The 23912-nt window shown below is 71.6% G+C and carries 17 protein-coding genes and 2 pseudogenes; 11 read left to right on the top strand and 8 right to left on the bottom strand.

What is annotated here, in order from left to right; all coding sequences use genetic code 11:
* Both AC08OX_RS05040 and AC08OX_RS05045 read left to right on the top strand, forming a co-directional pair.
* A partial coding sequence (locus tag AC08OX_RS05040) for an ArnT family glycosyltransferase (protein ID WP_476606740.1) occupies nucleotides 1–2291 on the top strand: 2291 nt, incomplete at its 5' end.
* 365 nt (nucleotides 2292–2656) lie between these two features.
* Nucleotides 2657–4038: pseudogene (locus tag AC08OX_RS05045) on the top strand (bifunctional glycosyltransferase family 2/GtrA family protein).
* Here AC08OX_RS05045 and AC08OX_RS05050 read toward each other — a convergent pair.
* A complete protein-coding gene (locus AC08OX_RS05050; RefSeq protein WP_476606741.1) occupies nucleotides 4022–7420 on the bottom strand; it encodes a pyruvate carboxylase in 3399 nt (1132 codons plus the stop codon). The pseudogene AC08OX_RS05045 and the gene AC08OX_RS05050 overlap by 17 nt on opposite strands.
* Before the next feature lie 108 nt (nucleotides 7421–7528).
* On the opposite strand from AC08OX_RS05050, the gene AC08OX_RS05055 reads away from it, so the two are divergent.
* Complete coding sequence (locus AC08OX_RS05055; RefSeq protein ID WP_476606742.1) at nucleotides 7529–8695, top strand: saccharopine dehydrogenase NADP-binding domain-containing protein; 1167 nt, start codon at nucleotides 7529–7531, stop codon at nucleotides 8693–8695.
* Between the two features lie 24 nt (nucleotides 8696–8719).
* Here the strand turns inward: AC08OX_RS05055 and AC08OX_RS05060 are convergent, their stop codons facing one another.
* On the bottom strand, nucleotides 8720–10282 hold the full coding sequence (locus tag AC08OX_RS05060; RefSeq protein WP_476606743.1) for a type I glutamate--ammonia ligase: 1563 nt from the start codon (nucleotides 10280–10282) through the stop codon (nucleotides 8720–8722).
* Between the two features lie 362 nt (nucleotides 10283–10644).
* Here AC08OX_RS05060 and AC08OX_RS05065 point away from each other — a divergent pair, with 362 nt between their 5' ends.
* On the top strand, nucleotides 10645–11799 hold the full coding sequence (locus tag AC08OX_RS05065) for an amidohydrolase family protein (protein WP_476606744.1): 1155 nt from the start codon (nucleotides 10645–10647) through the stop codon (nucleotides 11797–11799).
* Between the two features lie 38 nt (nucleotides 11800–11837).
* On the opposite strand, the gene AC08OX_RS05070 is transcribed toward AC08OX_RS05065, so the two are convergent.
* Nucleotides 11838–12323: a VOC family protein gene (locus AC08OX_RS05070; RefSeq protein WP_476606745.1), complete on the bottom strand. Its 486-nt coding sequence runs from the start codon at nucleotides 12321–12323 to the stop codon at nucleotides 11838–11840.
* 97 nt (nucleotides 12324–12420) lie between these two features.
* On the opposite strand from AC08OX_RS05070, the pseudogene AC08OX_RS05075 reads away from it, so the two are divergent.
* Nucleotides 12421–13586 (top strand): annotated as a pseudogene (locus AC08OX_RS05075) (helix-turn-helix transcriptional regulator).
* A gap of 317 nt (nucleotides 13587–13903) precedes the next feature.
* Here the strand turns inward: AC08OX_RS05075 and AC08OX_RS05080 are convergent.
* On the bottom strand, nucleotides 13904–14743 hold the full coding sequence (locus AC08OX_RS05080) for a sensor histidine kinase (RefSeq protein ID WP_476606746.1): 840 nt from the start codon (nucleotides 14741–14743) through the stop codon (nucleotides 13904–13906).
* A 167-nt stretch (nucleotides 14744–14910) separates the two neighbouring features.
* Between AC08OX_RS05080 and AC08OX_RS05085 the strand changes: the two genes are divergently transcribed.
* Complete coding sequence (locus AC08OX_RS05085) at nucleotides 14911–15126, top strand: hypothetical protein (RefSeq protein ID WP_476606747.1); 216 nt, start codon at nucleotides 14911–14913, stop codon at nucleotides 15124–15126.
* A 218-nt stretch (nucleotides 15127–15344) separates the two neighbouring features.
* On the opposite strand, the gene AC08OX_RS05090 is transcribed toward AC08OX_RS05085, so the two are convergent.
* Entirely contained in the window at nucleotides 15345–16064 is a 720-nt protein-coding gene (locus AC08OX_RS05090) for a response regulator transcription factor (RefSeq protein WP_476606748.1), read from the bottom strand.
* 266 nt (nucleotides 16065–16330) lie between these two features.
* Here AC08OX_RS05090 and AC08OX_RS05095 point away from each other — a divergent pair, with 266 nt between their 5' ends.
* A complete protein-coding gene (locus tag AC08OX_RS05095) occupies nucleotides 16331–17269 on the top strand; it encodes an acyl-ACP desaturase (RefSeq protein ID WP_011434772.1) in 939 nt (312 codons plus the stop codon).
* A gap of 72 nt (nucleotides 17270–17341) precedes the next feature.
* On the opposite strand, the gene AC08OX_RS05100 is transcribed toward AC08OX_RS05095, so the two are convergent.
* Complete coding sequence (locus tag AC08OX_RS05100) at nucleotides 17342–17980, bottom strand: dTMP kinase (protein WP_476606749.1); 639 nt, start codon at nucleotides 17978–17980, stop codon at nucleotides 17342–17344.
* Between the two features lie 254 nt (nucleotides 17981–18234).
* Between AC08OX_RS05100 and AC08OX_RS05105 the strand changes: the two genes are divergently transcribed.
* The 3 genes from AC08OX_RS05105 (at nucleotide 18235) to AC08OX_RS05115 (ending at nucleotide 20815) form a co-directional block, all read left to right on the top strand.
* Nucleotides 18235–19050: a histidine kinase gene (locus AC08OX_RS05105; RefSeq protein ID WP_476606750.1), complete on the top strand. Its 816-nt coding sequence runs from the start codon at nucleotides 18235–18237 to the stop codon at nucleotides 19048–19050.
* On the top strand, nucleotides 19047–19649 hold the full coding sequence (locus AC08OX_RS05110; protein WP_476606751.1) for a hypothetical protein: 603 nt from the start codon (nucleotides 19047–19049) through the stop codon (nucleotides 19647–19649). The genes AC08OX_RS05105 and AC08OX_RS05110 overlap by 4 nt, the downstream gene beginning before the upstream one ends.
* A gap of 155 nt (nucleotides 19650–19804) precedes the next feature.
* A complete protein-coding gene (locus AC08OX_RS05115) occupies nucleotides 19805–20815 on the top strand; it encodes a CD225/dispanin family protein (RefSeq protein ID WP_476606752.1) in 1011 nt (336 codons plus the stop codon).
* A gap of 70 nt (nucleotides 20816–20885) precedes the next feature.
* On the opposite strand, the gene AC08OX_RS05120 is transcribed toward AC08OX_RS05115, so the two are convergent.
* Entirely contained in the window at nucleotides 20886–21371 is a 486-nt protein-coding gene (locus tag AC08OX_RS05120; RefSeq protein ID WP_476606753.1) for a CD225/dispanin family protein, read from the bottom strand.
* 481 nt (nucleotides 21372–21852) lie between these two features.
* Between AC08OX_RS05120 and AC08OX_RS05125 the strand changes: the two genes are divergently transcribed.
* On the top strand, nucleotides 21853–23169 hold the full coding sequence (locus tag AC08OX_RS05125) for a glycoside hydrolase family 26 protein (protein ID WP_476606754.1): 1317 nt from the start codon (nucleotides 21853–21855) through the stop codon (nucleotides 23167–23169).
* Between the two features lie 62 nt (nucleotides 23170–23231).
* On the opposite strand, the gene AC08OX_RS05130 is transcribed toward AC08OX_RS05125, so the two are convergent.
* Nucleotides 23232–23894: a TIGR03085 family metal-binding protein gene (locus AC08OX_RS05130; RefSeq protein ID WP_476606755.1), complete on the bottom strand. Its 663-nt coding sequence runs from the start codon at nucleotides 23892–23894 to the stop codon at nucleotides 23232–23234.
* Nucleotides 23895–23912: the final 18 nt, after the last annotated feature.

Consider the following 23912-nt stretch of genomic DNA (forward strand, 5'->3'; position numbering starts at 1 on the left):
CCCCCACCGAGACCGGGCTCCCGGTCGGCGGCTCCGGTGGCCTCGTATCCGCCGAAGACGTATCCGCCGAGGACGCCCGCTGGGTCCGACCAGCACTGGTCACCCTGCTGGTGGGCACGGGTGTGCTCTACCTGTGGGGCCTCGGCGCGTCGGGGTGGGCGAACGCGTTCTACTCGGCTGCGGTCCAGGCCGGCTCGGTGAGCTGGGAGGCGTTCTTCTACGGTTCCTCGGACGCCGCCAACTCAATCACGGTCGACAAGCCGCCGGTCTCCCTGTGGGTCATGGCGCTGTCTGCCCGGATCTTCGGCCTGAGCGCCTGGAGCATCCTCGTGCCCCAGGCACTGATGGGTGTCGCCACCGTCGGCCTGCTTTACCAGACCGTGCGGCGGCAGTTCTCCGCCGGTGCGGGCCTGCTTGCCGGCGCGGTGCTGGCCCTGACCCCGGTCGCGGCTCTGATGTTCCGGTTCAACAACCCGGACGCCCTGCTCGTGCTGCTCCTGGTCGCCGCGGCCTACGCGACGTTGCGGGCGATCGAGCAGGCGAGCACCCGCTGGCTGGTGTTCGCCGGGGTCCTGGTCAGCTTCGCCTTCCTGACGAAGCTGCTGCAGGCGCTGCTCGTCGTCCCCGTCTTCGCACTGGTGTACCTGGTGACCGCGCCGACCTCGTTCTGGCGGCGCGTCCGGCAGACCCTGGCCGCGGGGCTCGGACTGCTGATCCCCGCCGGCCTCTTCATCGCGATCGTGGAGTTCGTCCCGGCGTCCTCCCGCCCCTACATCGGGGGTTCACAGCACAACAGCCTGCTGGAGCTCACCCTCGGCTACAACGGACTCGGCCGACTTACCGGCAACGAGACCGGCAGCGTTGGCGGTGGCCGGGGCGGCCGGATGGGCGGCCTGCCGGAATCCGTCGGGAACGGCGCGGCAGGCGCCGCTCCCGGCGGCGGCACGGTCCTCTTCGGCCCCGGAGGTCCGGGCGGCCGCGGGGGCGGCATGTGGGGCCAGGCCGGTTGGACCCGCATGTTCGGCTCGGAAGTCGGTGGTCAGATCTCCTGGCTGCTCCCGACGGCACTGATCCTGCTCGTCGCCGGCCTGTGGATCACCCGGCGCGCCCCGCGGACGAACCGCGCCCGCGCCGCCTTCCTCCTCTGGGGCGGCTGGCTGCTCGTCACCGGCATCGTCTTCAGCCAGATGAAGGGCATCTTCCACGCCTACTACACGGTGGCGCTCGCCCCGGCGGTCGGTGCCCTGGTGGGGATGGGCTGCGCGCTGCTCTGGCGTCATCGCCGGCATCCCGCCGCCGCCGTGGTCTCGGCTGCCACGATGGCCGCCACCGCCGCCTGGTGCTACACCCTGTTGAACCGCACCCCCCAGTGGCATCCGTGGATCCGGTACGCCGTGCTCGTCGCCGGGATCATCGCGGCGCTCGGGTTCCTCGCGGCCATCCGACTGCCGCGGCGGGCCGCGCTCGGCGTCGCCGCCGTGGCGCTGGTCGCCGGGCTCCTCGGACCCGGCTCGTATGCCATCGCCACCGCGGCGACCCCGCACACCGGCTCGATCCCGGCGGCGGGTCCCGCCGGCGCCGGCTTCGGTGGGCCGGGTGGCAGCCGCTTCTTCCGCATGGGCCAGGGCGGCCTGCAGGCCGGCCGTCAGCGGGGCTTCCCGCCGCAGGGGATGGGCCGCGGGGCACAGGGCGGCCCACAGGGCGGCCCACAGGGCGGTGGAATCTTCCCCGGCGGGGCCTTCCCCGGCGGTGGGCAGCAGATGCCCGGCGGCCAGGGCGGCATGCCCGGCCAGGCCGGTGGTGGTGCCGGGACCGGAACCAGCGCGCTGGGGAACGGGATCCTCGGCGGGCGGGAGAGCCGGGGCGGTGGCCCAGGCGGTCTACTCAGCGCCGTCACTCCCAGCGACGCGATCGTGAAGCTGCTCAGGCAGAACGCGGACTCCTACACCTGGGTCGCCGCCGCGGTCGGTTCGAACAGCGCGGCCGGATACCAGCTCGCGACCCAGGACCCGGTCATGCCGGTCGGCGGGTTCAACGGGAGCGACCCATCGCCCACCCTGGCGCAGTTCAAGCAGTACGTCGCCGAAGGAAAGATCCACTACTTCATCGGCGGCGGCGGCGGCAGCTTCGGTCAGGCCAACGGCGGTAGCTCGTCCTCACGGGAGATCTCCAGCTGGGTGACGGAGAACTTCACCTCGAAGACGGTCGACGGCGTGACCCTCTACGACCTGACCGCACCGAAGACCGGCGCCACCACCGGCTCCACGACGGGCACCGGCGTCACTGCCTGACGCCACGGTGGCCTGACGCGGACGGGCGTCCAGCCCGTGGGCCACGGGTGAACGCGACGCCCACCAGGATGCTGCGATCGCCGTCGCGATCCTCCTGGTGGGCGTCACCGCGTTGGCGCGATGCCTCGCCGACGCGATGCCTCACAGTTATGGTTCCAATCCGCTCCGCACCACAACCACAACCACCGAGGCGGTCCTCAGCCCGGCCTGCGCTCACAGCAGGCGCACAGCATCGGCACACGAGCGGCACAGCTCCCGAACCGAGGGTGGAGAGCATGACGATGACACGGATGCCTTCCTCGACGACCGTGATCTCCGGGACGACCGAGACCTCCGGGACGACCGAGACCTCCGGGACGACCGGAATGACCGGGACCTTCGAGACGACCGGGAGCACCGGGGAGAGCATTCCCGTTCAACATCATCATCCCGGGTGGCTCGGGCCGGACGGCGGCCGGCCGCGCCCGGTGCTGGACGTCGTCATCCCCGTGTACAACGAGGAGAACGACCTCGCCCCCTGCGTCCGACGGCTGTATGCCCACCTGACCGGGATGTTCCCGTACCCCTTCAGATCACGATCGCCGACAACGCCAGCACCGACGGCACCCTGGCCATCGCCCAGGCGTTGGAGAAGGAACTCCCCGAGGTCGCCGCGATCCACCTCGAGGCCAAGGGCCGCGGCCGGGCACTGCGGGCGGCCTGGGGCCTCTCGCCCGCACCGGTGCTCGCCTACATGGACGTCGACCTGTCGACCGACCTCGCCGCGCTGCTGCCCCTGGTGGCTCCGCTCATCAGCGGCCACTCGGATCTCGCGATCGGCACCCGGCTCTCCCCCGCCTCCCGGGTCGTGCGGGGACCGCGCCGGGAGGTGATCTCCCGCTGCTACAACCTGATCCTCCGCAGAACCCTGGCGGCCCGGTTCTCCGACGCGCAGTGCGGCTTCAAGGCGATCCGCGCCGACGCCGCGGCGGGCCTGCTACCCCTGGTGGAGGACAGCGGCTGGTTCTTCGACACCGAACTGCTCGTCCTGGCCGAACGGGCCGGGATGCGCATCCACGAGGTCCCGGTCGACTGGATCGATGATCCGGACAGCCGCGTCGACGTCCTCGCCACGGCCATCGCCGACCTGAAGGGTGTGGTCCGCCTCTTGCGGGCGTTCGGCAGCGGAAAGCTGCCGCTCGCCAAGCTGCACCAGGAGTTCGGCCGAGGTCCGCTCACCGCCGGCCACGCCGAGGAGGGCAAGGTCGTCGAGGTCCCGGGGGTACCGAAGGGACTCGCCGGTCAGCTCCTGCGATTCGCCGCGATCGGGGTCGCCAGCACGCTGTCCTATCTGGTGCTCTTCGTCCTGCTGCGGACAGTCACCGGGGCGCAGATCGCGAACCTGCTGTCGCTGCTTCTCACGGCGGTCGCGAACACCGCGGCGAACCGGCGGCTGACCTTCGGTCTCACCGGTCCGCGGCGCGCCGGTCGCCACCATCTGCAGGGCCTGGTGGTGTTCGCCGTCGGCCTCGGCCTGACCAGCGGTTCGCTCGCGCTCCTGCACGCGGCGAGCACGAACCCCGGCCGCGGCCTCGAACTCTCCGTGCTGGTGCTGGCGAACCTGGCCTCCACGGTCATCCGGTTCCTTCTGCTACGCGCCTGGGTCTTCCGCCCGGACCGGGAGGCGAGGAACGTGGCCGGGATGCCCCCGGCCACGACACCCCCGCGGAGGCGGGCCCCGACCGGCGAGATCAGGGACGCAGAGTAAGCAGCAGGTCGCCGACCTCGACCGAGTCGCCGCTGGAACGGACGAGCTCCACGACGGTCCCGCCCACCGGGCTGGTCACCGCGGCCTCCATCTTCATCGCCTCCACCACCGCCAGCCGCTGGCCCTTCGTCACCGTGTCGCCCACCGCGACGCTGAACGTGACGATGCCCGGCAGCCCGGCGCCCACCTGGTTCGGATCGGTGGCGTCTGCCCGACGGGCCGCCGTGGTGGTGGCCGTGATGGACGCGTCCCGGACCCGCACCGGCCGGGGCTGGCCGTTGACCCGCAGGTACAGGGTGCGCATCGCGGAGTCGTCCGGTTCGGAGAGCGTCTCCAGCTCCACGATGATCTCTACTCCGGGCTCCAGGGTGACGGTGAGCGGAACGCCAGGCCGCAACCCGTACAAAAAGCCGTCGGTGGGGACCACGGAGGAGTCCCCGTAGGCGTCCACCGCCCGCAGATAGTCCTTCCACGGGCCGGGGAAGAGCAGCCTGGACAGGGCCACCCGCCGGGCCCCCGGGAAGAAGAGCTCGTCGGCGTCCGCCGCGTCGAGGTCGACGGACGGCGGCGACGGACGGCGCCCGGCCAGCGCCCGTTCCCGGAACGGTTCGGCGAAGCCTGCCGGCGGCGTGCCGAGTTCGCCCGCGAGGTAGCCGAGCACGCTGGCCGGCAGGTCGAACTCCTCGGGATGCGCACGCAACCGGTCCACGTCGACGGATCCGCCGGCGATGAACAGAGCCAGGTCACCGACGACCTTGCTGGTCGGCGTCACCTTGATGGGCTTGCCGAGCAGCTCGTTGGCGATCGCGTAGCACTCGGTGACCTCGGCCCACCGGTCCCCCAGTCCCAGCGCGATCGCCTGCTGACGCAGGTTCGTCAGCTGGCCGCCGGGAATCTCGTGCCGGTACACGGCCCCGGTCGGGGCCCGCAGCCCCGCCTCGAACGGGGCGTAGAGGTCGCGCACGGCCTCCCAGTACGGCTCCATCGCGGACAGCGCGGACAGCGCGATGCCGGTCGCCCGGGGAGTGTGGTCGGTCGCCGCCACCAGCGCGGACATGTTGACCTGGCTGGTGCCGCCGGACATCGGCGCGGCGGCGGCGTCCACCGCGTCCACCCCGGCCGCGGACGCCGCGAGCAGGGTGGCGAGCTGGCCGCCCGCGGTGTCGTGGGTGTGCAGGTGGACGGGCCGGTCGAAACGCTCCCGCAGGGCCGTCACCAGCGTGGCCGCCGCCGCCGGGCGCAGCAGTCCCGCCATGTCCTTCACGGCGAGCACATGCACACCCGCCTCGACGAGCTCTTCGGCGAGGCGCAGGTAGTAGTCGAGGGTGTAGATCCGCTCCGCCGGGTCGGAGAGGTCGCCAGTGTAGCAGAGCGTCCCTTCGGCGATCGCCCCGGTACCGAGCACCGCCTCGATCGCCGGGCGCATCTGCTCGATGTCGTTCAGCGCATCGAAGATCCGGAAGATGTCGACGCCGGTCGCTGCGGCCTCGGCGACGAACGCCCGGACGACGTCGTCCGGGTAGGGGGTGTACCCGACCGCGTTGCGCCCCCGCAGCAGCATCTGCAGGCAGATGTTCGGCGCGGCCTGGCGCAGCGCGGCGAGCCGCTCCCACGGATCCTCCGCGAGAAAGCGCAGCGCAACATCGTAGGTCGCCCCGCCCCAGGCCTCCAGGCTCAGCAGGTTCGGCGTCAGCGCGGCGTACGACGGGGCGGCCGCCAGGATGTCGAAGCTGCGCAGCCTCGTGGCCAGCAGCGACTGGTGGGCGTCACGCAGGGTGGTGTCGGTGACGGCCAGCGCCTCCTGGGCGCGCAGCCACGCCGCCCAGCCCGCCGGCCCGAGCTCCGTCAGCAGCTGCCGGGATCCCGCCGCCGGCGGCTGCGTGCCGCCGGACGCCGCCACCTGTGCGGGCGCGGGCGGCAGCAACTCCCGGGGGTCGGTCAGGGCGACCGCCGGGCGCGGGAATCCGTTCACCGTGCTCTCGGCGAGGCGAGCCAGCAGCCGGCTGGTCGGGTCCGCCCCCTTGCCGGGAGCGAGCAGCTCCGGCCGTTCATCGATGAACGACGTGCTCACCCCGCCGGCGAGGAAGCCGGGGTCAGCGAGGAGCCGCACCAGGAAGTCGATGTTCGTGCGCACCCCGCGGACCCGGAACTCGTTCAGCGCCCGCCGGGCGCGCCGCGCAGCCTTCTCCAGCGTGTTACCCCGGGTCGTCAGCTTCACCAGCAACGAGTCGAAGTACGGGCTGACTTCGGCCCCCGGGTACGTGGCGCCGTCGAGGCGCACCCCCGGACCGCCGGGTGACTGGTAGAAGCTGATCGTCCCGGTGTCGGGCCGGAAGCCATCCGAGGGATCCTCGGTGGTGACCCGGCACTGGATGGCGGTGCTGCGCAGGACGATCTGCTCCTGGATGAGGTTGAGGCCGGCCAGGCTCTCCCCATCGGCGATCCGCAGCTGCGCCGCAACCAGATCAACCCCGGTGACCTCCTCGGTGACCGTGTGCTCGACCTGGATCCGGGGATTCATCTCCATGAACGTGTACCGGTCGTCGGCGCCGAGAAGAAACTCGACCGTGCCCGCATTGACATAGCCGACATGCCGGGCGAACCGCACCGCGTCGGCGCAGATGCTCGCCCGTACCGCCTCGTCGAGCTGCGGCGCCGGGGCGATCTCCACGACTTTCTGGTGCCGGCGCTGCACCGAGCAGTCCCGCTCGTACAGATGGATGATGTTGCCGTAGGCGTCGGCCAGGATCTGGACCTCGATGTGGCGCGGCCGGTCCACCGCCTGCTCCAGGAAGATCGTGCCGTCCCCGAAGGCGGCGGCGGCCTCCCGGGACGCGCTCGCCACCGCGTCGGCGAGGTCGGCGGGGCGTTCCACCCGCCGCAGGCCGCGCCCCCCACCACCGGCGGAGGCCTTGACGAACAGCGGGAAGCCGATCTCCTCGGCGGCGGCGAGCGCCCCGGCGCCCTCCGGCAGCGGCACCGAGGCGCGCAGCACCGGCAGCCCAGCGGCCAGCGCGGCGTCCCGGGCGGCGACCTTGTCTCCGGTCAGCCGCAGGACCGCCGGGGGCGGTCCGACGAAGGTGACGCCGGCGGTGGCGCACGCATCGGCGAGCACCGCCGACTCCGACAGGAAGCCGTAGCCGGGGTGCAGCGCGTCGGCCTCCGCCTGCTTGGCCACGGTGAGCAGGGCATCGATGTCCAGGTATCCGCGCACCGGGTGCCCGGGGCCACCGATCTCGTAGGCCTCGGACGCCTTTGTCCGGTGCAGCGCGGAAACGTCTTCGGGCGTGTAGACCGCCACCGTGCGCAGGCCCAGTTCCTGAGCGGCTCGGAAAACACGGACGGCGATCTCGCTACGATTTGCAACCAGTACCTTACGCACACGCGCCTCCTCGGACGGGTGCGCATCATTGTGGGGTGTGCAGGCCCTTGCGTGCCAAAGTAACGTCTCAAGGGCCACCTTCGACAGATGGGCATAACGTCGGGACCCATGACGGCCCGTATCGTAGTGTTCGGCGCGACCGGTTACACCGGCCGGCTGGTGACCGCGGAACTCGTGGCTGCCGGGCACCGACCTGTCCTCGCCGGCCGCACGGAGACCAGGGTCCGTGCCCTCGCTGCCGCCTACGACGGCCTGGAGACCGCCGTGGCTGGCGTGGCTGGCGTGGCCGACCGGATGGAGGCTCGGGACGCGGCCGACGGCGCGTCGCTGGCCCGCCTGCTCGGGCTCGGCACCGGGGACGTGCTCGTCTCCACGGTGGGCCCGTTCCGCCGGTTCGGGCGACCGGTCGTGGCGGCGGCGGCCGCGGTCGGCGCGCACTACCTGGACTGTTCCGGGGAGGGCGCGTTCCTGCGGCACGTCTTCACCGAGGTCGGCCCGCGAGCGGCGGCGTCCGGGGCGGCGTTGATCCCCGGCGCCGGCTTCGACTTCGTCCCCGGCAACCTCGCCGGAGCACTGGCCCTGCAGGCGGCCGGCGGCGAAGCCCGCCGCCTCGACGTCGGCTACCTCGTCATGGGCGCTCTCGGGATGAGCAGCGGAACGCGGGCAACCCTGCTGGCCGCGCTGACCGAGCCCGTCATCGTGCTGCGCGGCGGCGTCCTCGTCGAGCGCCCGCTCGCCCGCGAGGTGCGGTCCTTCCGATCGTCCGGCAAGGTCACCGGCGGGTCGGGCTGCCGGCGGGGACACCCGGCTGTGCTGTGGTCGGGAGGGGAGCCGTTCACCCTGCCCCGGCTCGCACCGGCGCTGACCGACGTCGCGACGTACATCGGCGGCGTCGACCGCGGCATCCGCGTGGGGCAGGCACTGTCGTTCCCCCTGTCCGGGCTGCGTCGTTTCCCACCGAGCCGGGCGCTGCTGGCCGCCGCCGCCCGGTCCGCCCTGCGGACGACCGGCCGCGGACCGGACCGGGCGGCGCGTGCCCGCGCCGGGGCGCAGGTGTTCGCGCTCGCCCGGGACGCCACCGGCCGGGAACTCGCCACCGTGCGGCTGGAAGGTCGCGACCCCTACGCCTTCACCGCTCGGATCATGGCATGGATGGCGGGACATCTCGCCGCGGGCACCGTCGCCCGCGCCGGCGCGCTTGGCCCGGTCGACGCCTTCGGCGTCGAGGACCTGGAGCGGGCCGCCGCCGCGGCCGGACTGCGCCGGGTGGGCTGATACCCGGTCAGCACCGCCGGCAGGTCAGTACCGCCAACGGGTCGCCGCGACGACGGCGGCCGGGTCGGCCTCGGCGAACCGGTCGATCTCCGCGCGCCGGACGGCGGCGACCGTGTCGTGCAGCTCCCGTCCCAGGGCGCGGTGCAACACCTCGTCGACCTCGAAGGCGGCGACCGCCTCGCTCAGGCTGGTGGGCAGGCGCCGGATGCCGCGGCGGGCCCGTTCGGCGGGGTCGAGCGAGGCCGGGTCAACGTCCACCGGCTCCGGCAACGTGGCCGCCGCCGCTAGCCCCGCCTGCCCGGCGGCCAGCAGACCGGCCACCAGAAGGTAAGGATTCGCGGCGAGGTCGAAGGATTTCACCTCCAGGTTCGCCGCCTGGCCGACCGCGGCCGGCGGCCCAGGGATCATACGCAACGCGGCCTCCCGGTTCTCCCGACCCCAGCAAGCGTGGACACCCGCCCACGTCGATGGCACCAGTCGCAGGTAGGAGGCAACGCTCGGGGCGCCGAGAGCCATCAGCGCCGGCAGCCGGCCGAGGATCCCGGCGGCGAACGCCTCCCCGGCAGCGGTCAGTCCGAGCGGCCCGTTGCCACCCGCCATGAGGTTGATCCGGCCCGGGCGGGCGGAGCCCCCACCGGTCCGGGCCAGACCACCCGGGTACGGGCCACCCGGGTACGGGCCACCGGAGTTCGCCCCACCCGGGCCTCCGCCCGAGGCCGTGGGCCGGGGCGGGGCCGGCGGCCGGTCGGGAGCGTCGCTCCACAGGCTCAGATGCACGTGGCCGCCGTTGCCCACGTTGTCGACGAGAACCTTGGGGGCGAACGAGACGCGCAGGCCATGGCGCCTGCTGACGCCGCGCACCGTCTCCTTGACCAGCACGCACGTGTCGGCGGCGCCGAGGGGATCCTGCGCGGCGACGGACACCTCGAACTGACCGACCGCGTACTCGGGATGGATCTGCTCGACGACCAGCCCCTCCTCGGTGAGCGCGGTGACCACGTCCCGCAGGTAGTCACCGAGTTCGGCCACCCTGATCGTCCCGTACGCCGGCCCGGAAGCGGCCGGGGCGAACTCGTCGGAACCGGCCGGGGAGACGGCCCATTCGACCTCGAACGCCATCATCGCCGTCAGGCCGTGCTCGGCGAGCAGGGCCGTCTGGAGGCGGACGAGTTCCCGGCCGTCCTGCGGGTGTGGTCGGCCGTCCTGGTCGCGACGGTCGGCGGGGGCCCAGGCCCAGCCGGGCTGGGCGGCGAGGGGTGTCAGCCGGTCCAGGTCGGGATGCAGCCGCAGATCCCCGACGGGACCTCCAGCGTAGCGCCCTGTCGTGATCGAGTCATCGGCACCGAACACGTCGAACACCGGCGACACGCCAACGCCCCACACCGCCGCCGTGCCGAGCCGGCCGATCGGCACCCCCTTCATCCGAGTGATGCCGCTGTTGTCGACGTAGGTCACCGCAACACAGACGACGCCGCGTACCTCCAGGTTCGTCGCCGCATGCCGGGCCGCCGAGGCGAGCCGATCACGCCTACGATCCTCTCCGGCGATGATCCGAGGGGCGAACTCGTCCAACGCAGGCTCGTTCATCCTCACCTTCCCCACGGGTCTCCCCTGTCCCCATGGTCGCGCGTACGCCTGCCGGACGCCGGGCGGGGCGTACGGCAGGGCGGCGCCTCACTCTCCCGCGATGTTACGGAGAGCAACAAAATTCGGCCGGATCGAAGGAGAAGCCAGCTGTTCACAACAAGCGCTCCGAGCGTTGTCCACAGTTGACGCCGACGCAAGAAGAGATGAAAACACGGCAACATCATCGACTTTCGGAACGACTGTCCCCAGGAAGCCAGGAGTAATCCACAAGTTATCCACAGGCCTGCCGTGGACTTGGGGATAACCGAGTGTGTCCAGTACGGTCAGGCATGACCCCACCTTCCAGGGGGGATCATCGATGGGTGGGCCGCCCGGTGGAACCTTTCGTAGATCACGAGCTCGTCGACCATCACTGCCATGGTCTGGTCGGCCGCGATCTGACTCGCCCGGAATTCGAAAGCATGATCACCGAGGCGGAACACCCCGGACCACCGGGGACGACGCTGTTCGACAGCCAGATCGGCTTCGCCCTGCGGCGCTGGTGCGCGCCGGTGCTCGACCTGCCGGCGCATGCCGCGCCGGAAGACTACCTCGAACGCCGGGCGGAGCTTGGCCACGCCGAGGTGCACCGGCGGCTGCTGCGTGCCTGCGGGATCACCACGTTCTGCGTTGACGCCGGATTCCAACCGGAGCCGCTGACCAGCGCCGCGGAGCTGGCCGAGCTCGCCGGCGGACGCGGCGTGGACGTGGTGCGGTTGGAGCGGGTCGCCGAGCAGGCTGCGGTCGACGTCATCACCGGGCAGATCGGCATGACCCACCTCGCCGACACCGTGCGGGCCCGGCTCGAATCCACCCGCCCCACCATGGTCGCGGTGAAGTCGGTCGCGGCCTACCGCGGCGGCCTGGAGCTGCCCGCGCAGCGACCGACCGACCGCGAGGTCGCCGCCGCCGCTCGCGGCTGGATCCACGAGATCCGCGCCGGCGCCCCGATCCGGCTGACCGACCCCACCCTGCATGCCTTCCTCATCTGGTGCGGGGTCGACGCGCGGCTCCCCATCCAGATCCACGTCGGATACGGGGACAGCGACATCGACCTGCGCCGGGGCAACCCACTGCTACTCACCGGCCTGCTGCGGGCGATAGCACCGACCGAGGTCAGTGTGCTGCTGCTGCACTGCTACCCGTTCCACCGGGAGGCCGGCTACCTGGCCCAGGTGTTCCCGAACATCTACCTTGACCTCGGGCTCGCCATCCACAACTGCGGCCGCGGCTCGGCCGGCCTGCTCGCGCAGGCACTCGAACTCGCCCCGTTCGGCAAGTTCCTCTTCTCCACCGACGCCTTCGCGCTCGGCGAGCTGTACCTGCTCGGGGCCGTCCTGTTCCGGCGTGGGCTGTCGGCGTTCCTCGCGGCGGGAGTCGCCGACGACGCCTGGACCGCGGCGGACACCGAGCGGGTCGCCCGGCTCATCTGCGCGGACAACGCCCGCCGCGTCTACAACCTGTACAACCTGCCCTGACCAGCGACCTGCCCTGACCAGCACGGGCGGCTCGGCGGTCAGCCGGCGGCGGCTGGCGGGCAGAGGCAGAACGGGTGACCGACCGGGTCGAGAAGCACCCGCCACCGGTCCCCGCCCGGCTGGAACTCGGCCTGCCTCGCCCCGAGGCCTTCCGCCAGGGCGATGGCGGCCGTCAGGCCGGCGACCCGGAAATCCAGGTGGAACTGCTGCGGGGAGTCCTGGTCCGGCCAGCGCGGCGGCTGGTAGCCCGCCACCCGCTGGAAACCGATCATGATCTCGGTCCCCGGTGGGGTGAGGTATGCCCAGGCCCCCTCGTCGTCGGCACCGGCGACGCCCCAGCCGGTCAACGTGCCGTAGAAGGTCGCGAGCTCCTTCGCGTCCGGACAGTCGAGCATCAGCCCGGCCCAGGTCACCGCCGCGTCACTCGCGAAGCCAGCACTTGCGGACCCAGCCGCCGCACCGGTAGCGGCCGTGTCCCCGGTCCTGTCCACACCCGTCTCCCGAGCCGGGTCCGTTCCCACCATGGCGATCTCCTTCGCGTTCCGGTGTCGATGCGTCGGATCCCATCCTCGAAGCCATACCTGACTTCTCCTGGCAGGTATGGCCCGGGGGGAATCGGGCATGCGTGCCAGCCGGCTCCTCTCCGTCCTGCTGCTGTTGCAGACCCGTGGGCGGCTCACGGCGCGTGAGATCGCCGACGAGCTCGAGGTCTCCGTGCGGACGGTCTACCGGGATCTGGAGTCCCTCGCCGAGGCCGGGGTTCCGGTGCTGGCAGACCGCGGTGCCACCGGCGGGTACCGGCTGCTCGACGGCTTCCGCACCCGGCTGACCGGGTTGACCTCCGGCGAGGCCGACTCCCTGTTCCTCGCCGGCATGCCGGCGGCCGCCGGCGAGCTTGGGCTCGGCACGATGCTCGCGGCGGCGGAACTGAAGCTGATGGCGGCGCTGCCCGAGCAGCTGCGCGAACGGGCCGGCCGGGTGCGGGAGCGCTTCCATCTCGACGCGCCCGGCTGGTTTCGGGCCACCGAGGACACGCCGCTGCTGACCGAGGTGGCAGCGGCGGTGTGGGAGCAGCGCCGCGTCCGGGTCGCCTACCGGCGTTGGCGGCCCCCCGCGAGATCATCCGGCACCTCGAACCGCTCGGCGTGGTCCTCAAAGGCGGCACCTGGTACCTGGTCGCCAACGTCGCACACGGCACCCAGGGCGTAGGCCTGGCCGAGGACGCTGGCAGCACCCGAGACCCTGACGGCACCCGAGCCGCAGGCGCCACCGAGAGTGCGGACGGCAGCGGAGGCACGGAACCGGCGGACGGGCCGGCCACTCTGCCCCGGGTGTACCGGGTCGCGAAGATCCTCAGCCTTGAGACGACCACCGAGACGTTCGAACGGCCGCATGGCTTCGACCTCGGTGCCTACTGGGCCGGCTGGACGGCCCGCTACGAATCCGAGGTCTACCGGGCGCGGGCGACCGTGCGGCTTTCCCCGACCGGCGTGACGATGGCCCCCTTCCGGCTCCCCCCGGCGGTCGCCCGCGCCGTCCGGGAGACGGCGAGCGCACCGGAGGAGGACGGCTGGGTACGCGCGGTCGTGCCGATCGAGTCCGTCCGGCACGCCGAGCGCGAGCTGCTCGTACTCGGCCCGGATCTGGAGGTGCTCCACCCCCCGGAGCTACGCGAGGCGATGACGCGCGCCGTGGGCGCGCTCGCCGCGCTATACGGCGCACCGGCGCCGGGCAACGACGGAAGTCGCAGGCCCGTCGCCGGGAACCACAATCTGCCGGTACCCTGACTGCCGGTACCCTGACTGCCGGTACCCTGACTGCCAGTACCCTGAAGCCTCCGGACGCCGCGTGGCGCCTCGGCGCTTCGCCTGAATCACTGGGATGACGCCGGTACCAGGCTGCCAACCTTCACGGACGGTGGATGTCCACGCCCCTTACTCAGCGAGGGTCCACCCGTTCTTACACTCTGTACGCGACAGCAGGCTCTCCAGATAGGCGCGGGCCTGTTCCCTGGCCGTATCAGTACTGAAGACCGATGCGCCGGAAAGAGACCACATAGAGATCACTACGGCTGTGGTACTACGGCACACGAAGATGATGTCCGTTACCGGCTCCACGATGCCGCCTCCGGCACCGGCACCGGCAGCAGGAACCGGAAGACCGTGCCGGCGCCGACGGCACTGGACACCTCGACCCGGCCGCCGTGGGCGGCAGCGGTCGCCGCGACGATGGACAGCCCCAACCCGTTGCCACCATGCCCCCGGGCCCGGCTGTCCGCGGCCCGGTAGAAGCGGTCGAACACGTGCTCGGCGACCTCCGGTGGCATGCCCGGCCCGTGGTCGATGACGTGAAGCTCCGCGCCCCCGGGGGTCCCGGGACCGGCGGGGCCAGTCGGCGCAGCGTCCGCCGGCAGCGCCTGCAGCCGCACCTCGATCGGCGTCTCGGGCGGGGTGTGGACGCGGGCGTTGGTCAGGAGGTTGCCGGCGAGCTGGCGCAGCGCGTTCTCGTCGCCGAGGACGACGCAGCTCGCCGGGAGCTCGGCGCTCACCGGGCGCTCGGGGGCCGCGACCCGCAGGTCGGCGACGGCGTCGCGGACGAGCCCGGCGAGGTCGATCTCGGCCCGCCGCATCGGTCGCTGCTCGTCGAGGTGGGCCAGGTACAGCAGGTCGTCGACAAGGGTGCTCATTCGGGCGGCCTCCTCCTGGACCCGGCGTAGCGCGTCATCCGCGTCGACCGCCGTCACCATTCCGCCGCGCAGCAGATCGGCGTAGCCGCGGATCGAGGTCAACGGCGTCCGCAGCTCGTGGGAGGCGTCGGCGGCGAAGCGGCGGAGCTGCTCCTGGGATGCGACCCGGGCGGCGAACGCGGCCTGGATCTGGCCGAGCATCGTGTTGAGGGCCGTGGCGAGCTGACCGGTCTCCGAACGGGCCGACCCCGCCGGCACCCGCCGGTCGAGATCCCCCCCCCCCGGCGATCGCCGACGCGGTGGAGATCATCTGACGCAGTGGACGCAGGCCACGGGTCAGCCACACCCAGGCGAGCACGGCGATCGCGGCAAGCACCGTGAGACCCACCGCAACTTCGATCATCACCAGTCGGTGGACCGTCTCCGTGACCGGCTTCAGCGGCAGCGCGACGAGGACCCGCGGCCCGCGCGGACTGTCCCGGACGACCGCTCGGTACCGCTCCCGGTCGGCGATGACGGTGAACGGTGCGGCACCCCGGTCCCCGGCGGCGTCCAGCAGGGGCGTGGCCGGCGGCGTGGGAGTCACCGAACCCACGATGCGCAGCATCGTCCCGTCCGTCCGCCGGATCTCCACCAGGTAGTCGGTCGGCGCCACGGCCCGCTCCACCCCGGCCCAGCGCCTCCCACCGGGACAGATAGACAGCGGCCGGCAGGCCGCCCAGCACCCGCGCGCGGGTGAGCTGCTGGTCGATCCGGTCGTCCAGGTAGGCACGCAGCGCGAACACGCTCGCCCCACCCACGATTACCAGTCCCAGTGCGGTCAGCGCGATCAGGCCGGACATCAGCTTCAGGCGGAGCGTCACCGGTTGGACCCCGCCACCGGAAGGCGCAGCACGTAGCCAAAACCGCGCTGGGTGTGGATGAGGGACGGGCCGTGCCGGCCGAGCTTGCGCCGCAGGTAGCTGACGTACTGGTCCACGATGGTCGACTCGCCCGCGTAGTCGTAGCTCCACACCGCGTCGAGGATCTGGGTCCTGGACAGCACCCGGTTAGGGTTGGTCAGGAAGTACCGCAGCAGGGAGAACTCCGTCGGCGACAGCTCGATCGGCTCCCCGGCGCGGCGGACGAGATGGGCGTCCGGGTCGAGTTCCACGTCGGCGAACCGCAGCGGGGACGGCGGCGCGGGTGCCGGTTCGGCCGGCGGAGGTGACGTCCGGCGCAGCACGGCCCGGACCCGGGCGACGAGCTCGTCGACGGCGAACGGCTTGGTGACGTAGTCGTCGCCGCCGTAGGTGAGGCCGGCGATCTTGTCCCGGTGAGCGTTGCGCGCGCTCAGGTAGACGACGGGTACCGGGTGCCCGTCCGCGCGCAACCTCCGGCAGATCTCGAAGCCGTCGATGTCGGGCAGCATCACATCAAGGATCATCAGATCCGGCCGGGCCGCGACGGCCAACCCAAGCGCCGCCCGACCGGTGGTCGCGGTCAGGACGTCGAAACCGTGGAAACGTAACGCCATCCGCAGCAGATCGACGATGTTCGGCTCATCGTCGACGACCAGCACACGCGGGGCAGTGGACATGTCCGGCTCCCTGGAGGCGACCTCGATGTGGCGGGTGGACGGCGATGTGGACGGCGATGCCAGCATCGTCCGCATCGAGTTCATCCGAGCACCATGAGAGTTCGGTGTGAGCCGGATGCCGACCGGGCGCGCCGGGACTGTCCGCCCGGGCCTGGCGAGGAGGCCCGGTCCCGCAGCGGGCACTGCCTCGGCGGAACAGTTCCACGCTCGGTAATCCACACCCGTGGGACATGGTTAACACATGATCCCTCTGGAACAGTTCCCCAATGAAATCACTCACGGACATCGACCTGATACGCGATCTGGAGCCCGTCGCCGAGGCCAACCTGAACCGGCATCTCGGCGTCGCTGCCGAATGGATGCCGCACGAGTACGTGCCCTGGGGCGAGGGCCGCGACTTCGACAGCCTCCCCTGGGAGCCCGGGCAGTCGAAGCTTTCGCAGATCGCGCAGATCGCGTTCGAGGTCAACCTGCTGACCGAGGACAACCTGCCCAGCTACCACCGAGAGATCGCGGACGCGTTCGGCCAGGACGGCGCCTGGGGAAGCTGGGTGCACCGGTGGACCGCCGAAGAGGGGCGCCACTCCATAGCGATGCGCGACTACCTCCTGGTCACCCGGGCGGTGGACCCGATCGCCCTCGAACGCAACCGCATGTACCAGATGGGCAAGGGCTACGACAGCCGGAACAAGTCCCCGCTGGAGGCAACGGTGTACGTCTCCTTCCAGGAACTGGCGACCCGGGTGAGCCACCGCAACACCGGCCGTTTCTGCGGGGAACCGATCGCCGAGAAGCTGCTCACGCGGGTGGCGACGGACGAGAACCTGCACATGATCTTCTATCGGAACGTGATCGCGGGGGCGCTGGAGCTCGACCCCTCGCGTACCGTGGTGGCCATCCGCGACGAGCTCGTCAACTTCCAGATGCCCGGCACCGGCATCCGTGACTTCGGCCGCAAGGCGATCCAGATCGCCCGGGCCGGCATCTACAACCTGCGCATCCACCACGACGACGTGGTGTTGCCGGTCCTGCGTCACTGGCGGTTCTTCGACCTGGAGGGCCTGAATGGCGAGGCTGAGAAGGCCCGCGAGGAGGTCTCCGCCTTCGTCACCGGGCTCGACGCCCTCGCGACGCAGCAGGAAGCGAAGCTGGCGCGGACCACGGAACGTGCCACCCGGCGAGCCAAGGCGCTGGCCTCGGCCTAACGCATAACCTGCATAACCCAGAAACCCGGGAAACCCGGGAAACCCGGGATGGTCTCACTGTCCGTAGCGTCCCTACCGGGTGGCGAGGTGTTCGCAGATCGTGTCGACACCAGTCTCCCGGTCCACCACCAGCCACGGGGAGACCCAACTCCGGGCCGCCAGCTCCTTGTACATCCGCGCGCACCGCTCCTGCAGCCCGTCGTCGGATTCGAAGGTGTCCAGCGCCCGCCCCCGGTCGGCCCCGGCGCGGGCGAGCGTACCCGCCCGCGCCGTCCCCACCGGGATCCGCAGCAGGACCTGGAGATCGGGCACCGGCAGCGCGAGCGCGCCGAGTTCCAGCTCGGCGATCCAGGCGGGAAAGCTCTCCCGCTCGGTGGCCGGCAGCCGCGCCGCGCCGTACGCCGCGTTCGACGCCACGTAACGATCGATGATCACCAGATCGTGCGTACGGACGAGGGCGTCGAGTTCGGGACGGGAGTTGGCCCGGTCGAGCGCGAACATCATCGCGCTCGCCCGGGGGGAGGCCGCGAGCGGCGCAAGCCGCGGATCGCCGGCCAGCAGGCCGCGCACCGCCGGGCCGAGGGGCTCAGTCGCATAGCGGGGATAGGCGAGCGTCGCGACGCTGCGGCCGGCGGCGGTGAGGCGGACGACCAGCCGCCCGGTCAGCGTGTTCTTGCCCGCGCCGTCGACGCCTTCGATCGCGAGAATCATCCGCCTGGCACCTCCCCGCCACCGGCCGTCGTGAGCCCTCGGGCCGCGACGGCCACCCTCAGGCCGCAGCGTAACCGTAACAAGGACACAATCCGTAACAAGGGCATCGCAAGGACACGTCGAAACCGGTCGACCACCGGCCGGACGCTTCCTCCTCCCGGCTGCGTCCCGGCTCCCGGCTGCGTCCCGGCCCGTACGCCGGATACGTCCAGTGGCGGATGTCGGCACGACGGCGGCTCGCTACCGTCGGAGAGATGGTAGAGGCCAGGCGCGGCATCTTCCCGGTGATCGGTGACGTCCTGTTCACCGCGTTCACCGCGGCGGCGTTGCTCCGCGGTTCCGGGGAGGTTGGTGCCGACCAGGTGCCCCCCTCCCGGCCGTTGGATGCCTTCGCCTACGTGCTGCTCGCTCTGCTGGCCGCAGCCATCCCCCTGCGCCGCCGGGCTCCGTTGGCCATGCTGATGGCCACGAGCCTGCTCCTCGGCGGCTACCTCGGCACCGGCTACCCGCACGGCCCCGCGTTCTTTCCCGTGATCGTGTCCGGGCTCGCGGTCGGGCTACGCCACGACCAGCGGACGACGAGCCGAGCCCTGGGGGTCTGCGTTCTGCTGATCTTCCTCGGCTCGGTCGTCGCGCTCCTGCGGGGATACGCCGACGGCGGCTGGAAGTTCGGCATCGCGATGATCGGGACGGTCGCGTCCTGCACCGTCCCCGCCTTCGTGGGCGCCTTGATCAGACTCAACCGCATCGCCTCTGCGCAGGCCAAGGAGGAGGCGACCCGCCACCGGATCGAACAGGAACGGCTGCGGATGGCTCGCGAGGTCCACGACGTCGTGGGCCACAGTCTGTCCATTATCTCCCTGCAGGCCGCGGTGGCGCTGCATGTGCTGGACCGGCGTCCCGAGCAGGCCCAGGTGGCCCTGGAGGCCATCCGCCGGACGAGCGTCGACGCGCTGGACGAGCTGGACGAGCTGCGGGCCACCCTGGCGTTCACCCGGGCCGGCCGGCGGGCGGACCCGGTGCTGCGTCACATTGCGTACGACGATGCCGCCGCTGGACGGACGACGTGAGGGGGCGGCCACACCAGTCTGATTCCCATGATGACAACCACTGGCGGGCCCGGTTCGCCATCACCCTCGAATACAGCCAGGGGACGCTGCGAACCCTGTTCCTACGGGAGCCCCGGCGGCTGGGTTGGCTCGCCGGACGCACGGCGGTCATGCTCGCCCTGGTGGCGGTGGCGGTGGCGCTCGTCGCCGCGCTGGTGGTCAGCATCGTCGTCGGGCTGGCCGTCGCCGGGATCCGGGACATTGACACGTCGGCATGGTGGAGCGCCGACGCGCTCGGGGAGGCGGCGTCGAGCTACCTGAACGCGCTGGTGGCCGCCGTTTTCTTCGGACTCGCCGGGACCGTGCTCGGGCTGGTCCTGCGGTCGACGGCGCTCACCCTCGCCGTCGGGATCGCGTGGACGTTTCCGATCGAGCACATCGTCCAGGAGTCCTGGAGCGGAGCGGGCCGGGTCTTTCCCGGACTGGTCTTCAACGCGATCGGCCAGGGAGGTACCGCCGATGCCGGCTACGGGTCGGTGCTGCTGGTCGGAGGTCTGTATGCCGCCGGTGCGGCGGTGGTCGGGGCGGTGAGCCTGGCCCGCCGGGACGTCACGGCCTGACAGCACGAATCTGCCAAAGGCAGACGAATGACGGACTGATGGCGGACGGATCGCCTATCATCACCGCTGATGGCGCCCGGCCGACGACGGGGAATGGCGGTTCGCATGGTGCCTTCCGATCGGAACCGCGGCGACGTCGTCAAGCGGATCGGACGTTGACCCCGCTCAACCGGCTGGTTCGCGAACTCGGTGGCGTCGACGCCTACGCCGTGCTCGGGGTGGCGCGCACCGCCGAGCGGGCGGAGATCCGCCGGACGTACCGGGCCCGCGTCCGGGCCCATCATCCGGATAATCCCGCCAGCCGGGACGCACAGTCCATGCGCACGATGCAGCTCCTCACCGTGTCCCACGAAATCCTCGACAGGTGGCGGGACGAGTACGACGCCCGCCTCACCGGGTCGCCCTCGTCCCCGACACCGGACGCGGGCGGCCCGGGATCGACGAACCACACCGGCCGGACGAATACCGGCGCCCGCACGAACGCCGGTTGCCGGACGGACACCGGTGCCCGCTGGGATCCCTGGACCGCGGCCAACACCGGCCCGCGGTCGGGCTCACGCATCAGCGACCCGTCATCCCGCACCACCGGCACCACCGGCACCACCCAGCGTCGCCCGAGGACCGATCGGCCCCGCAGCCGCTGGGACGAGGAGCTCCGCCCGCCTCCGACCGGACCGTTGCGGTGGAACACGAACAACGTGGGGCGGCCTGGGCCAGGGGACACCGGCGGCCACTACTACTCGAGCGGACATCACTACTCGACCGGCTACCCGCGGAATCGACACAACGACACCGGCCCCCATCCGGGCTGGCCCGGAACACAGGCCCACCGACCCGCCGAACCCCACCAGACGCTCCGGCGGCACACGCAGACACCACGGCACGCGCGGACGCGGCAGCGGCCGGGGACCGAGGCGACGCCAAAGGTCGGCAATTACCTGGCTCTCGCGATCCTGACGACATTCCTGTGCGCACCGCTCGGCGTGATGGGGATCATCAACTCCTCGCGCGCGTCGAATCGACTCCTTGCCCACGACGTCGCCGGGGCGCGCCGGGCATCGCGTCGCAGCCTGGCCTGGTGCCTGGCCGGACTCGTGTTCGGCCTCCTCTTCCTCGCGTCTCTCTCGGTAATGGCGGGGCTCTGCGGCGGGAGCTCCATCGGCTGACGAGCCGACGAGCGAGCCAAGCCGACGGCCGTTACGACGAGAGCCTGACTCTCGGTCAGGCCACGCTCCTTCAGATGCGAGCGGGTGGGAGCGTCGAATACGACGTGCTGGAATCGGTCTCGAAGCCGCCGGCCAAGCCGATGACGAGGATGACCAGGAACACCACGATGATCGAGATGGCCGAGATGATGCACCACATCCTGGCCTTCTTGGAGGCGTCCAGCGCGCCGTTGATGTCGCCGATCTGCTGGCGGCTCTGCACCTTGGTGGCATAGACGATTGCCACCACACCGGCGGGCAGACAGCACAGCAGGGTGACCACGATCGACTGCCACAGGTAGGTCGGGATCGACTGGTTGTAGGGCGGAGGTGGGCCGAACCCACCCGGGCCGCCGTATCCCAGCGGGGCACCGTAGCCCTGCGGCGCGCCGTACCCACCGGGCGGGGGTCCATAGCCGGGCGGTGGAGGGCCGTAGCCGCCCTGGCCGTAGCCGCCCTGGTCATAACCCCCTTGGCCGTGACCGTCGGCGGGAGGGTACTCGGGTGGCTGGGACATTGGGTGCTCTCCTGTTGTCGTCGTGGCGGGCGAGCCGGTGAACGGCCCCGCCACCGCGCCTGGCCGCATAACCCCCGGGACGCTCGACCAGGCACCGCCGACACTCCAGCGACGCGTGATCCCCGACCCGTGCGCGGGATCCGTGACGCGAGGTGGGCGGACCACCAGGCACATCCCAGGCTCCGCGCGCACATTGTGGCACAGCCAGCGTGTCGACCAACCGGCGTGCCGACCAGCCGGGCTCCACGCCACCCGAGAGCCCCACCGCCCGAAACCCCCGAGTTCCGACAAGTCGGCCTAGCACGTCGGTGTAGTGTCTTGTCCGAACTATCTAGACACGGCAGCCGGCGTCGAGGGGGCGACCGGAGGTCGGTCCGGTCCGTCTCAGGCTGCTGTGCGACATGGAGGTCATCCGCTTCGGTGCCGAAGCCGGGACCCGGGGGGGCCTGACGACACTGCCACGCACGGAGGGATACCCGCGGTGAAGCACCGAGCGGAGGGCAATCCCAGCCCGCCGAGAGTCCGATCCGGTTCCCGGCGTGGGCGCCGCCGTCCGCGTCACCCTGCCTGGATCGCGTCGCTGGGCGTGATGGCTCTGATCGCTGCCGTAGTCGGGTGGACCCTTGTCCCCGAACGCGACACCGGGGGCGAGGGCTCGGCGACAGTCGAGGCCACCGCCATCCAGCACGGGAAGCCCCGACACGGCGATGACCCCCAGGTACACCCCAGCGTCTCGGCGGGCACGACCGGCGGAAACTCCCGCGCGACCGTCGGCTCGCCGTCGCCCGCCCCGGTGCCCGCAGGCGCCCCGGCCGGTACGGCCCCGCGGACCGCCGCCAAGCCGACGACCCCCGGCGCCGCGGCCCGGGTCACGAAGCCCGCGGTACAAGTGCCCGTCATCCCCGTCGGTGGTGGGGGCGGTTCGGTGCCCGGCGGCATGAGCGGCGTCGCCGCGGGGACGATGACGCAGGTACGGGCCTGGGAGAGCTTCCGCGGCTCGCCGGTCAACGTCGTGCTCACCTTCACCGACAGGTCGAGCTGGCAGACCATGACGAACCCGTGGCTCGGCTCGGGCCCGGAGAAGTTCTCGACCTTCGCCGGCACCTGGGTCATCTCGCAGTCCTTCTACCCCACGGGCGGTGGGGACATGAACTCCTGCGCGAGCGGCGCCTACAACGGCCACTGGGCGGACTTCGGCCGGTGGCTGGTGGCGAAGGGCCGCCCGGCGAGCGTCATCCGGCTCGCCTGGGAGTTCAACGGCGACTGGTTCCCGTGGTCGGTCTCCAAGACCAACCCCACCACCTGGGTGAACTGCTTCCGCCAGGTTGTCAGCGCGATCCGCTCGACGGATCCGCAGGCCCGCATCGACTGGGCGCTGAATGCGCACAGCAGCGGAGCCTGGGCCGTCTACCCCGGTGACCAGTACGTCGACATCATCGGCATCGACAGCTACGACCAATGGCCGGCGAGCACGGACGACGCTGCCTTCGCCAGCCAGTGTCACGCCGAAGCCGGGCTCTGCTCGACGATCGCGTTCGCCCGCCAGCACGGCAAGCAGTTCTCGGTCCCGGAATGGGGACTCGTCGGGAAGAGTGATACCGGGGCGGGCCGCGCCGGCGAGGCCGGCGGCGACAACCCGGTGTACATCCGCAACATGTACCAGACGTTCGCTGCGAACCGCGACATCCTCGCCTACGAGACGTACTTCAGCGATTCGTCACCCGGGAACGTGCACTCCTCCCTGGTGAACCCGGCAGAGCATCCCGCTGGCGCGGCCACCTACGCCTCGCTCTGGTAACGCCCCGCCCCGATAGCGGCACGGCTCCGACCGGATCGCACCCGGATCGCAGCCGCCGGGAGCTAGGGACCGGTGGGAGCCGCGCGGAACCGCTCGATGTCGGCGTCGGAACCGCGCAGCTCGACCCGGGCGACCTGGCCCCGCCCGAACGCGTACAGCACGATCTCCTCAGGTGGCCCGACGATCTCCACCACCGGCTCGCCGCCGTGCAAGGCGCGCCGGCCAGGAGCGTCCGTACGCTCCGCCACGACACCCAGGCCGGCTCGCCGGAACCCGGCGAACCCGATCAGCAGCAGAGCGGTCCACATCGCGTCACGGCTTCTGGTGTCAAGCTCGCGAGGCTCCCAGCCAGGGGCGGCGCGGCGGATGTCCTCGGCGTGCACGAAGAACTCGACCAGGTTCATGGCATCGTCGATCAGGCCGATGCGGGTCGGCTGCCACCACGGCGGCCCGGCACGGAACGTCTCGACCAACTCGGGAAAGGTGTGGGCCCGCATGGTGGCCCGCTCGGCCCGCTCCGTGATGCCGTGCAGCCGACCGACGATGAGCCCGGGAGCGGCCCACGGCACCCGCTCGCGGGTGACCAGGTGCGCCACCAGATCATGGTTCGTCCATCCGGCGCAGAGGGTGGACGCCGCCGGGCCACGCTCGGCCAGCAGGTCCGCGAGCTCCCGCCGCTGCGCACGGGCTCCTGGCCGGGTGGGAACCGCTCCTGACCCCATCATGTGCGGCACTCTAGCGGG

The organism is Frankia sp. CoBUL1, assembly GCF_978021245.1.

What these genes read in the sequence shown, in the direction of transcription:
- AC08OX_RS05055 (WP_476606742.1), top strand. Translation starts at nt 7,529, where the DNA reads ATGACGGCCCGTATCGTAGTGTTCGGCGCGACCGGTTACACCGGCCGG.
- AC08OX_RS05060 (WP_476606743.1), bottom strand. Translation starts at nt 10,282, where the DNA reads ATGAACGAGCCTGCGTTGGACGAGTTCGCCCCTCGGATCATCGCCGGA.
- AC08OX_RS05070 (WP_476606745.1), bottom strand. Translation starts at nt 12,323, where the DNA reads ATGGTGGGAACGGACCCGGCTCGGGAGACGGGTGTGGACAGGACCGGG.
- AC08OX_RS05090 (WP_476606748.1), bottom strand. Translation starts at nt 16,064, where the DNA reads ATGTCCACTGCCCCGCGTGTGCTGGTCGTCGACGATGAGCCGAACATC.
- AC08OX_RS05095 (WP_011434772.1), top strand. Translation starts at nt 16,331, where the DNA reads ATGAAATCACTCACGGACATCGACCTGATACGCGATCTGGAGCCCGTC.
- AC08OX_RS05100 (WP_476606749.1), bottom strand. Translation starts at nt 17,980, where the DNA reads ATGATTCTCGCGATCGAAGGCGTCGACGGCGCGGGCAAGAACACGCTG.
- AC08OX_RS05105 (WP_476606750.1), top strand. Translation starts at nt 18,235, where the DNA reads ATGGTAGAGGCCAGGCGCGGCATCTTCCCGGTGATCGGTGACGTCCTG.
- AC08OX_RS05120 (WP_476606753.1), bottom strand. Translation starts at nt 21,371, where the DNA reads ATGTCCCAGCCACCCGAGTACCCTCCCGCCGACGGTCACGGCCAAGGG.
- AC08OX_RS05130 (WP_476606755.1), bottom strand. Translation starts at nt 23,894, where the DNA reads ATGATGGGGTCAGGAGCGGTTCCCACCCGGCCAGGAGCCCGTGCGCAG.